The organism is Spirulina sp. CCY15215, assembly GCF_016888125.1.
Classification (GTDB): domain Bacteria; phylum Cyanobacteriota; class Cyanobacteriia; order Cyanobacteriales; family Spirulinaceae; genus CCY15215.
Window position 1 is genome coordinate 17,674 of sequence record NZ_JACSWA010000353.1, and the last position, 11,200, is coordinate 28,873.

Consider the following 11,200-nt stretch of genomic DNA (forward strand, 5'->3'; position numbering starts at 1 on the left):
AATCTAAAAGAAGCATTAAAGAAAAGAATGGACGATCGCGAACTCGAAACCTTACTGAACGATCTTGAATGCGATCGCGTCGAACGAAAAGCATCTATGAGCGATCGCAGTAAGATTCGTCAAGCAATTTGTGCGTTTGCCAATGACTTACCCGATCATCAACAACCGGGAGTTTTATTTATAGGCGTAAATGATAATGGCAGTTGTGCCAATATTACCATTACAGATGAATTATTAAAAAATCTGTCTGAAATGCGCGAACAGATTCTCCCTTTTCCAGTGTTAGTTGTTGAGAAAAAAGTTATTTCCGGTTGTGAGTTAGCCGTTATTATTGTTGAACCTTCCGATTCACCTCCAGTTCGTTATAATGGTCGGACTTGGATTAGAGTGGGTCCGCGTCGTGCTACAGCAACAATAGAAGAAGAAAGACGCTTATCGGAGAAACGTAGAGCCAAAGACTTACCCTTCGATCTTCGATCTTTGTCTTCAGCTACACTTGACGATCTAGATTTAACAATATTTGAACGAGAATATTTACCAACTGCTCTTTCTCCAGAAGTTTTAGAAGAAAATAATCGTACTCTCAAACAACAACTAACTTCCCTTCGATTTATCACACCACCAGAACCAACTCAACCGACAAACTTAGGAATTTTGGTAACGGGAAAATCACCAAGAATGTTCATTCCGGGAGCATATATTCAATTTTTAAGAATTGATGGAATCGATCTTGGCGATCCGATTATCAATCAAAAAGCAATCGATGGTTATTTAGATCGAATGTTGCGATTGCTGGATGAAACCTTACAAATTAATATCTCTGTTACTTCAGATTTGACTTCCCAACCTATTGAAATTAAACAGCCAGATTATCCGATTGTTGCATTGCAAGAGTTAACCAGAAATGCGGTTTTGCATCGCAATTACGAAACTTCATACGCTCCCGTGAGAATTACATGGTTTAATGACAGAATTGAAATTCAAAATCCAGGGGGTTTGTTTGGACAAGTAACTCGTGAAAATTTTCAAACTGGAGTCACAGATTATCGAAATCCTCATTTAGCGGAAGCAATGAACAATTTAGGCTATGTCCAACGTTTTGGCTCCGGAATTGTTAGAGCAAAAAAAGAACTCGAAAAAAATGGTAATCCTCCTCCAGAATTCACCTTAGAAGATACATATATTTTAGTCACTCTCAGGAGATATTCATGAGCATTCCAATCATTGCTTTTTTCAACAATAAAGGCGGAGTTGGAAAAACCTCTTTAGTCTATCATTTAGCATGGATGTATAGATCGTTAGGTTATCAAGTTGTTGCCGCAGATTTAGATCCGCAAGCAAATTTAACGTCTGCATTTTTAGATGAAGATCGCCTAGAAGAGTTATGGCTAGACAATGAAAACTCTAATACTATTTTTCGTTGTTTACAACCCTTAGTTATTGGAACAGGAGATATTGATGCACCACAACTAGAAGAAATCGAAGAACAATTAACACTTTTAGTTGGAGATTTGGAGTTATCGAATTTTGAAGATGAATTATCTTCAGAATGGCCAAAATGCCTTGATGAAAATCCTCGCTCTTTCCGAGTTATTTCTGCATTTTGGCGCTTGTTACAAAAAGCAGCTAATTCCTCTCATGCCGATCTTGTTTTGATCGATCTTGGTCCTAATTTAGGTGCAATTAATCGTTCTGCTTTAATTTCAGCAGATTATGTCGTCATTCCTCTTTCTCCCGATCTATTTTCTTTACAAGGTTTAAAAAATTTGGGACCCACTCTTAGAAAGTGGCGAAAAGGATGGCAAGAACGAGTTGAGAAAAACCCTGTTCCTGATTTAGTGCTTCCTACTGGTAAAATGCAACCACTGGGTTATATTGTGCTGCAACATTCGATTCGCCTAGATCGTCCTGTTAAAGCCTATCAACGCTGGATTTCTCGTATTCCTCAAGTTTACAGTGACGAAATTTTAAATAAAAAATCTCCAGAAAATTATCCAACATCTGTCACTGACGATCCTCACTGCTTTGCTCTCCTCAAACACTATCAAAGTTTGATGGCATTGGCTCAAGAAGCGCGTAAACCTATCTTCCATCTAAAAGCAGCCGATGGAGCCCTTGGCGCTCATTTTAAAGCCGTACAGAATGTTTACCAAGACTTTAAGCAACTTGCTCTCAAAATAGCAGAAGAGATTGCACTAGAACCTCCTCAATAATTTATTATCCAAATAAAGATTTTACTGGCTCTCGTTACCTTTTTCCTCATTTGACTGCTCCCCGTCCTGCGCTTCGCTAAAGGACGAGGATTCTTAAGCAATCCAAAAACGGACTCGTAAGAGATTCCCAGTTGTTTGATCCAATCAATGACAATATTCATTTCCCTCACCAACTTTTGCATCGTGAGATTGTAATCAATCTATCTGGATATTACTTTACCAAGGCAGTTCACAAATTGGGAGGGTTTAATATTATTTCTTCAAAGTTTTTTGGAATCACTTTTAAATGACTTCTACTTCATTCTCGCGAAAATGAGAACGAAATTTCTTGTCAAATCTGACTTGAATAGGCAAATTAGCACTAACAGGTCTACCTTGCCATTCTTGAATAATTGCCGTAATTTCTCCCTCCATTCCCTTGAGATCGAAGGGTTCTTTTCTATGTTGGGGATGATGGTAAACCGTAATCGATTCCTTAACTCGCACGCGATCGCCAACTTTCATAAAATTTTCGGTTCTCCTCTCTTAAGGTTTTTTAATGGGGGCTTTTCTAATGGGGGGATTAACGCGATCGCCTTCGGGCAGTTTCTAGGGGTTTCTGCTTCCATCGGTCGATCGCCTTTATCATTGTCGCATAGGAGTGTCCCAATCTTTAAGTTTCCTTGCCTTGACTGCTGCTTAACGGTTTTTTCTGCCTTTGGGAGCATTTTCTCTGCTTCTCAATGCGCTAAAATCCCGAAGTAGAGCTAGGATAATTACGAAATATAAATTTTTGTGGAGATTTCCTATGTTTTTTGAAGAACTCTTACCGATCGGTAAAGAATTACTACACAATCCCATTGCCTTTGCTGGAGGATTCCTGACTGGGGCATTGCATCTTAACCTGAACGAAGACCCTCTGAAAAGCTGGTTAGAGAAGCAAACGGGAACGACAGTCACAGGCAATGGCAGCGATCGCGCGGATAGCCAGCCTCAATCTATTGAAATCGAATGAGCCAAATCAACACTTAATCTTGAAAGAGTGTAAAGTTCTCCGTCGTTCTCGAAAAGCATCCCTATCATTAAGAATATAGGGAGAGCTTCTTGTCGGATATCGTTGAGTACGATGCACAAATTGCGATCGCAGCACTAATCATTGCTAGACGCTAGTTCCTAAAACCCAATATTAAGGCTGCTCTCCTCTATTCAACTCACAAAAAAAGAGAAAATTCAAGAGGAAACTCAAAAGACATTATGGGAAATTCAGAGCAGACCTTAACTCATGAACTAACCTTAGACCGGGATTGTACCACCCTTTCTCGCCACGTTCTTCAACAAACCGTTAAAACCCTAAAAGCCTCCTCCCTCCTATCTCCCGAGGCGCAGGACATTAGCGCCATTATGAACCGCATTGCCTTAGCGGGCAAGCTCATTGCCAAGCGCTTGAGTCGGGCGGGTTTAATGGCGGATGCGTTGGGATTTACAGGAGAAACCAACGTACAAGGAGAATCCGTTAAGCGCATGGACTTGTACGCTAATGAGGTTTTTATCTCGGTTTTCAAGCAAAGTGGCTTAGTTTGTCGCCTTGCTTCGGAAGAGATGGAAGACCCCTACTATATCCCCGAAAACTGCCCCATCGGTCGTTATACCTTACTCTATGACCCCATTGATGGTTCTTCTAACGTTGATATTAATTTGAATGTCGGGTCAATTTTCTCCATTCGCCAGCAGGAAGGGGACGATCTAGACGGAAAAGCACAAGATTTGCTCCAAGACGGACATAAGCAACTCGCTGCGGGTTATATCCTTTATGGACCCTCAACAGTTTTAGTCTACTCCGTGGGCAATGGCGTTCATTCCTTCATTCTCGATCCCAGTTTAGGAGAATTTATTTTAGCTGAAGAAAATATTAAAATTCCCGAACATGGTCCCGTCTACAGCGTCAATGAAGGAAATTTCTGGCAATGGGAGGAATCGATTCGAGACTATAACCGTTACGTCCATCGTCATGAGGGCTATACGGCTCGCTATAGTGGGGCTTTGGTGGGAGATTTTCACCGCATTCTTTTACAAGGAGGTGTTTTCCTCTATCCCGGTACCGTCAAAAAACCAGAGGGAAAATTGCGCTTACTTTATGAAACCGCACCTTTAGCTTTTTTGATGGAACAAGCGGGAGGCCGTGCTAGTACGGGTCGTGAAGATATTTTAGATTTCATTCCCCAAAAGCTGCATCAGCGAACCCCTTTAATTATCGGTTCGACAGAAGATGTAAATTTGGTGGAATCATTTATTCAAGACCGTACCAAACGGGAGGAAACAGAACCGATCGCGGTGCAGTAAAAAAAGAATGCAGGCTGAATAATAAGGGATGAGTGATGAAATATACAGACTCTCGCTTCATTACTCATTACTTATTACTCATTACTTGTTATCTCAAATAATCAATAATCAGGAGTTTAATTTTATGACAGTCGCTAATCCTATCTTGCAAATTGAAGAAGAATTCCATCAAAGTATTTGGATGGATAATTTAAGTCGAGATTTAATTGAATCCGGACAACTCAAAGAACTGATGGGGACGAGGGGAATTCTCGGTATTACCTCTAACCCAGCGATTTTTGAGAAGGCGATCGCGGGGAACAAGATTTACGATGCAGATATCGCAGCCGGAATTAAAGCGGGGAAATCTACCCTGGAAATTTACGAATCCCTCATATTTGACGATATTCGCAATGCTTGCGATGTTTTAAAACCCGTCTATGAGGAAACAAAAGGACTCGATGGCTATGTCAGCATTGAAGTTCCTCCCACTATGGCTAAAGATACCGAAAGTACCATTAAAGAAGCGATTCGTTATTACAAGGCGATCGGTCGGGGAAACGTCATGATTAAAATCCCCGGTACTTCGGAAGGATTGCCCGCCGTTGAAGCCGTCATTGCGGAAGGTATTAATGTTAATGTCACCCTGCTTTTTTCTGTCCAAAGCTATATCGATACGGTTTGGGCGTATATTCGGGGTTTGGAAAAACGGGTTTCTGAAGGTAAAGATATCAGTAAAATTGCCTCCGTTGCCAGCTTCTTTCTCAGCCGTATCGATGTGAAAATCGATAAAATGCTGGATGCCAAACTCAAAGAAGGGGTTAGCGAGGATACAGCCGGGAAATTGATCGCCCTCAAAGGCAAAATTGCGATCGCCAATGCCAAAGTTGCTTATCAAGAGTACAAAAAGATTCACGCAGGCGATCGCTGGCAAGCATTGTCCGCCAAGGGTGCCACCATTCAACGCCTCCTCTGGGCCAGTACCGGCACCAAAAACCCCGATTACAGCGATGTCATGTATGTTGACGGGTTAGTTGGGGAAAATACCGTCAATACCCTTCCTCCCGACACCATCGAAGCCTGCGCCGATCGCTGCGATCCCGCCAACCGCATTGAATCCGACCTCGATACCACTTACAAATATATCGAAACCCTCAAAGATTCTGATGTGGCGATCGACCTTGATGAAGTCATGGCTGAACTTCTCGAAGAAGGAATCGACAAATTCATCAAACCCTTTGATTCCCTCATGGCTTCCCTCGAAACGAAAGTCAAGCAATTGGCTGCCGTTTAAATCGCGAAATTCCTACACCCCCCTTATTAAGGAAATTCCTACACCCCCCTTATTAAGGAAATTCCTACACCCCCCTTATTAAGGGGGGCTGGGGGGGATCGATAACCGCATAATTGATAATTGAAACATGGTAACACTACTCGAAAATCCCCTCCGCATGGGGCTGCAACAAGAACGCACCGCCGAACCGCTAGTTATCACCATTTTTGGGGCATCCGGCGACCTGACCCAACGCAAACTCGTCCCTTCCATTTACCGACTCAAACAAGAACGCCGACTCCCCCCAGAACTTACCATTGTTGGTTTTGCCCGTCGAGATTGGAGTCACGATTACTTCCGCGAACATATGCGGAAAGGCATTGAAGAATTTGGCGGTGGTTTGGGTGGCAAAGAATTCTGGAATGAATTTGCCAAAGGTTTATACTACTGTTCCGGTAATATGGATCAACCCGAAAGTTATGAAAAATTAAAAGCATTCTTGGCTGAATTGGATGGAGAAAGAGGAACGCGAGGCAATCGCGTTTTCTATTTATCAGTGTCGCCGCAATTCTTCAAACCCGGTTTAAGAAATCTTGGGGCGGCTGGAATGATAAGCGATCCCGTCAAGCATCGCGTTGTAATCGAGAAACCTTTTGGGAAAGATTTAGGAAGTGCCAAATCTTTAAACCGAGTCGTTCAACAAGTTTGTCACGAAGAACAAGTTTATCGGATTGACCATTACCTCGGCAAAGAAACCGTCCAGAATATTTTGGTCTTTCGTTTTGCCAATGCCATATTTGAACCCCTCTGGAATCGGCAGTTTGTCGATCACGTCCAAATCACCGTCGCCGAAACCGTGGGAGTCGAAGATCGGGCAGGATATTACGAAACCTCTGGTGCCTTGCGGGATATGGTGCAGAATCACCTCCTGCAATTGTTTGCCATTACCGCAATGGAAGCGCCAAACTCCCTCGATGCGGATAGCATTCGTAACGAAAAGGTGAAAATTTTGCAAGCAACTCGCCTGGCAGATACCCACAATTTAGATCGTTCGGCCATTCGCGGACAGTATTCTGAGGGTTGGATGAAGGGTAAACCCGTCCCCGGTTATCGCCAAGAAGCCAATGTTAACCCCGAATCCACCACACCGACCTTTGTGGCCATGAAATTGGAGGTGGATAACTGGCGCTGGAATGGGGTTCCCTTTTATCTGCGAACGGGGAAGCGATTACCTAAAAAAGTCACTGAAATTGCCATCCAATTTAAAGAAGTTCCCTTACTCATCTTCCAGTCTGCGGCACAGCAAACCAGCCCTAACGTTCTCACCATGAGAATTCAACCGAATGAGGGGATTTCTCTACGTTTTGAAGCCAAAATGCCAGGGGCGAACTTGCGGACGCGATCGGTGGATATGGACTTTAGTTACGGTTCGTCTTTTGGTATGGCAACAGCAGACGCTTACAATCGCCTCTTATTGGATTGTATGTTAGGGGATCAAACTCTCTTCACCCGCGCCGATGAAGTGGAAGAAGCCTGGCGGGTGGTTACGCCTGCTTTAAGCGCTTGGGATGCCCCCGCCGACCCCAGTACGGTGCCGCAATATGAAGCGGGAACATGGCAGCCAACGGAGGCGGAATTTTTCATCAACCGCGATGGCCGTCGCTGGCGCAGATTGTAGGAACGCAGATCATAGGTATGTAGGGACGTAGCCTGCTACGTCCCTACATCCATCCCCAACTATCAACTATCAACTATCAACTATCAACTATTAAACATGGCTACAGAAGCGCCTCCTTTAGTTTCCTTGCAAGCCCCGAAGGATGTATCGATTGATGATATTGAAGCGTCCTTGCAAGAGATTTGGCAAAGTTACGGAACTGGCGAAGACGGACCCGCCGCAACTCGGGCGACAACGTTTAGTTTTGTGGTCTACGAACCCGATGGTACGCAACAATATTTATCGGCTTTGGGATTTTATACCGGACCGATTGATGGTATTGCTGGGGCGCGGACGGAATCGGCAATTAAAGCCGCCCAAAAAGCCTACGGGTTAAGCATTACAGGGAAAAATGATGCTGTTTTAGCAGAACGCTTGCAACAGGAGTTCCAGAAACTCACGGATATCGATAAGCAAACCCCAGAAAATTTGCGAACGGCACTTCAGTACTCTCCTGACTCTGAAGGTGCCGGACTCGCCGATGCGATCGCAGCTTCTAATCCCTGTCGTATTGTCACCATTTGTCCGATTCTCGGAGAAGACAAGGGCATATCGGTTCAAGTTTCAGCCTACTGCCCTATTCAGAAGCGAGGAGGCAGCACTTTGGTCTGTTGCGAGTATATCACCCTAAGCGGAACGGCAGATGCGTTAGAGCGCATTAGCGGGGTAATTGAGGCACTTCTCATTCCCGATTTACCGAAGTTTCTCTGGTGGAAGGCCACGCCACGACCCAGATTTCCCCTCTTCAATCGTTTGGCGGATATTTGCGATAACGTTATCGTCGATTCGAGTACCTTTAGCCGTCCGGAAAAGGATATGAATCATGTTGGCAATTTGATTAAGAAGGATGTGGCGATCGCGGACCTCAATTGGCGACGGATTTCTGCCTGGCAAGAGTTATCTGCTGAAGCCTTCGATCCTCCAGAACGTCGGGCGGACATTTGGGAGATCGATCGCGTTGTGGTGGATTATGAAAAGGGCAATCCTTCTCAAGCCTTACTCTATCTGGGATGGTTGGCCAGTCGCTTACAATGGCAGCCGATCGCCTATGAATACGAAGGCGGAGATTACGATATTCGCCGGGTTAAGTTTCTCGGACAAGAACACCGGGAAATTGAAGCAGAATTGGCGGGGATTCCTACGGCAGATTGGGGAGATATTCCCGGTGATTTAGTGAGTTTGAAATTAAATTCTACTAATCACAACGCTGATTGTTGTACGGTTTTATGTTCGGAAACGACGGGTTGTATGCGAATGGAGGCTAGTGGCGGCGCTCAAAATTGTCGGGTCAATCAAGTGAGTTCTCTTGCGGATCAAAAGACAGAGCAGCTACTCGGGCAGCAGTTACAACGCTGGGGACGGGAAGTTCTCTATGAGGAAAGCATGAATGTTGCCAATCAGATTTTGGCGTTACTCAAGGATGAATAATTGTCTTTTTATTCGTCTCTTTCTAGTTCTTGGAGGTAAATTTCTCCGAATTCCTGACCGTCGAGGGGGATGCTTTTGTATTCCACTCGACCCCGAACTTTAACGATCGCCCCGATCGCGGGCAAGGTTTGGTTACTCATGACCCAAATTTGCCCGCGTTTGTTTTCCAGTTGGTAGGCACCGCGATCGAGAAAGGGTGCCTGGGCGATCGCTTCTCCGCTAACGGATATAATTTTACCTGCTGACTGCGGGGTTAGGCGATCGATCTGGTTTGTCCCGACGGCATTACAGCCGGTTAAACCCAGCAATAATAAAGGAAAAACAAAACTTTTTAATTTAACCACGATTTCCTCCTAAAATTCAAACCCCTGTACGGGTTTGGTTTCCAAACCCCTAACCAAAAATGCCGATTATTCTTGATGGTAAAACCCTTGCGAAAAAAATTCAAACAGAATTAAAAACTCGTATTGAAGAATTACAATCTAAGTGCGATCGCCCCCCTGGTTTAGCGGTTCTTATGGTAGGAGATAATCCTGCAAGTGCTGCTTATGTTCGCAATAAAGAACGTGCTTGTAAGAAAATTGGCATGGCTTCTTTTGGGAGACATTTTCCTGTACAAATTTCTCAAGCAGAATTAACGCAAGTTATTCAGCAATTGAATGAAGATGAACGGGTTGATGGTATTTTAGTACAACTTCCTCTCCCCGATCGCCTAGATTCTGTAGCATTATTACACGCGATCGATCCCGATAAGGATGCAGATGGTTTGCACCCCGTTAATTTGGGGCATTTGCTACGAGGAGAAGCGGGTTTGCAAAGTTGCACTCCTGCGGGGGTGATGCGTCTTTTACAAGAATATAATATCGAATTAAAGGGCAAAAATGTTGTTATTATTGGACGCAGTATTTTAGTGGGAAAACCTCTTGCATTAATGATGTTAGCTAAAGATGCAACGGTTACTATTGCTCATTCTCGCACGCAAGATTTAGCAAGTATTACTCGCAATGCTGATATTGTTGTTGCTGCTGTGGGAAGACCAAATTTGTTAACGCGAGATATGGTCAAGAATGAGGCGATCGTTGTTGATGTTGGGATTAATCGCGTTGTTGATGAAGAGACAGAAAAATCGCGTTTGGTGGGGGATGTTGACTTTGAAAATGTTAAAGAAATAGCAGAATTTATTACACCTGTACCGGGAGGAGTTGGACCGATGACTGTTGCTATGCTATTATATAATACTGTGGAAAGTTATGCTCGGAAAATTGAAAATTGACTTTATTTTTCATCTTGTCTAATTCTTGATTCGGCTATGTCTCCCGATAACTTTTCTAAGCGATCGCTTTGCGATTTAGCTTCTCTGAGAAGTATGTCCCAATCATCGGGAGGATTGTCATTCTTAATCATTTTTCTAAAGACTTGATACGCATCAGTTTTACTCCCATAAGCGCGTTTAGTATTTTCGTCATTAACCCAAACAAAAACAATAATTTTACTTTCTTGGTGATATCGAAAAAACAATCGGTACTGCTGAAAGAATTTTGCGCGAAACCAATGCTTGTAATCTTTTCCTAGAGTGTTACCTTGACGATATTTACTATCTGTCGGATCTTGAGGGATGATTTCAAATGCTAATTTAGCAATAGCTGCTAAACGTTTGAAATCATTTTTATTTTGGTAGCGATCGGGATATTTCTCGCGTAAATTTTTTACTCGTATCAGAAGTTCTTCCAATTGTTCGAGGAAAAGAGGATGAGCAAAAATATTCCATTCATTAATCTCTAACGAACAGTTCTCAGACAAATCTATTCATCCTCTTCAGATAATGGTGCATTTAGATCGATGTTAGCATCGGCAACTAATGATTGAATGTGCTTCACTAACTTTGCATCGATCATTTGAACATTTTGAGGATTTTCTTGAATATCCTGAGAGAGAAGACTTAAGAACTGATCTACGATTAGTTCTTCTTCATAGTTATTACACTTTACTGACTCTCTAGAAATGAAGCCCAACGACGAACCTAGGGTTATAATACTGAGATATACCCAATCCAAAATTGCCCGTATGCGACACGGAATTATTGCTTGATATCGATCTGTTTGGCTAGGGCTTGATTTCCAAATACTTTTTTCAGTCATCAGAAAAACGGGTAGAAACCCCGTCCTTATAGGACAGCTTTATATTAGTCTCGTTATCGCCTTGGAGTTGTTTAATTAGGGTGCTTTTGTATTGCACTTTTAACAGGACAATTACTGTATCTAACTAAACAAC

The 11,200-nt window shown here is 43.2% G+C and carries 13 protein-coding genes; 8 read left to right on the top strand and 5 right to left on the bottom strand.

What is annotated here, in order from left to right; translation table 11 throughout:
* Positions 1-27: 27 nt before the first annotated feature.
* Both JUI58_RS08785 and JUI58_RS08790 read left to right on the top strand, forming a co-directional pair.
* Positions 28-1,212, top strand: a complete 1,185-nt coding sequence (locus JUI58_RS08785) for an ATP-binding protein (RefSeq protein ID WP_204103391.1) — start codon at positions 28-30, stop codon at positions 1,210-1,212.
* Complete coding sequence (locus tag JUI58_RS08790) at positions 1,209-2,213, top strand: AAA family ATPase (RefSeq protein ID WP_204103392.1); 1,005 nt, start codon at positions 1,209-1,211, stop codon at positions 2,211-2,213. Before JUI58_RS08785 ends, JUI58_RS08790 begins: the two co-directional genes overlap by 4 nt.
* A 282-nt stretch (positions 2,214-2,495) precedes the next feature.
* On the opposite strand, the gene JUI58_RS08795 is transcribed toward JUI58_RS08790, so the two are convergent.
* Together JUI58_RS08795 and JUI58_RS08800 are read right to left on the bottom strand one after the other, a co-directional pair.
* Positions 2,496-2,717, bottom strand: a complete 222-nt coding sequence (locus tag JUI58_RS08795) for a ferredoxin-thioredoxin reductase variable chain (RefSeq protein WP_204103393.1) — start codon at positions 2,715-2,717, stop codon at positions 2,496-2,498.
* Positions 2,714-2,920, bottom strand: coding sequence for a hypothetical protein (locus JUI58_RS08800; protein WP_204103394.1), 207 nt, complete (start codon positions 2,918-2,920; stop codon positions 2,714-2,716). Before JUI58_RS08800 ends, JUI58_RS08795 begins: the two co-directional genes overlap by 4 nt.
* Before the next feature lie 80 nt (positions 2,921-3,000).
* On the opposite strand from JUI58_RS08800, the gene JUI58_RS08805 reads away from it, so the two are divergent.
* From JUI58_RS08805 to opcA, 5 genes are all read left to right on the top strand, one after another.
* The gene (locus JUI58_RS08805) at positions 3,001-3,207 is read left to right on the top strand and encodes a hypothetical protein (protein ID WP_204103395.1); all 207 of its coding nucleotides are present in this window, start codon (positions 3,001-3,003) and stop codon (positions 3,205-3,207) included.
* Between the two features lie 239 nt (positions 3,208-3,446).
* Entirely contained in the window at positions 3,447-4,532 is a 1,086-nt protein-coding gene (gene fbp / locus JUI58_RS08810) for a class 1 fructose-bisphosphatase (RefSeq protein ID WP_204103396.1), read from the top strand.
* A 124-nt stretch (positions 4,533-4,656) separates the two neighbouring features.
* Complete coding sequence (tal, locus tag JUI58_RS08815; protein WP_204103397.1) at positions 4,657-5,805, top strand: transaldolase; 1,149 nt, start codon at positions 4,657-4,659, stop codon at positions 5,803-5,805.
* A gap of 127 nt (positions 5,806-5,932) precedes the next feature.
* Positions 5,933-7,462, top strand: a complete 1,530-nt coding sequence (gene zwf, locus JUI58_RS08820) for a glucose-6-phosphate dehydrogenase (RefSeq protein WP_204103398.1) — start codon at positions 5,933-5,935, stop codon at positions 7,460-7,462.
* A gap of 96 nt (positions 7,463-7,558) precedes the next feature.
* The gene (gene opcA, locus JUI58_RS08825) at positions 7,559-8,929 is read left to right on the top strand and encodes a glucose-6-phosphate dehydrogenase assembly protein OpcA (RefSeq protein ID WP_204103399.1); all 1,371 of its coding nucleotides are present in this window, start codon (positions 7,559-7,561) and stop codon (positions 8,927-8,929) included.
* 8 nt (positions 8,930-8,937) lie between these two features.
* Here the strand turns inward: opcA and JUI58_RS08830 are convergent, their stop codons facing one another.
* Positions 8,938-9,273 (bottom strand): hypothetical protein, encoded by a 336-nt coding sequence (locus tag JUI58_RS08830; protein WP_204103400.1) that lies wholly within the window; start codon positions 9,271-9,273, stop codon positions 8,938-8,940.
* 59 nt (positions 9,274-9,332) lie between these two features.
* Between JUI58_RS08830 and folD the strand changes: the two genes are divergently transcribed.
* A complete protein-coding gene (gene folD, locus JUI58_RS08835) occupies positions 9,333-10,202 on the top strand; it encodes a bifunctional methylenetetrahydrofolate dehydrogenase/methenyltetrahydrofolate cyclohydrolase FolD (RefSeq protein WP_204103401.1) in 870 nt (289 codons plus the stop codon).
* A gap of 2 nt (positions 10,203-10,204) precedes the next feature.
* Here folD and JUI58_RS08840 read toward each other — a convergent pair whose 3' ends face one another.
* On the bottom strand, positions 10,205-10,729 hold the full coding sequence (locus tag JUI58_RS08840) for a type II toxin-antitoxin system YhaV family toxin (RefSeq protein WP_239121345.1): 525 nt from the start codon (positions 10,727-10,729) through the stop codon (positions 10,205-10,207).
* Between the two features lie 2 nt (positions 10,730-10,731).
* Positions 10,732-11,067: a type II toxin-antitoxin system PrlF family antitoxin gene (locus JUI58_RS08845; RefSeq protein ID WP_204103402.1), complete on the bottom strand. Its 336-nt coding sequence runs from the start codon at positions 11,065-11,067 to the stop codon at positions 10,732-10,734.
* Positions 11,068-11,200: the final 133 nt, after the last annotated feature.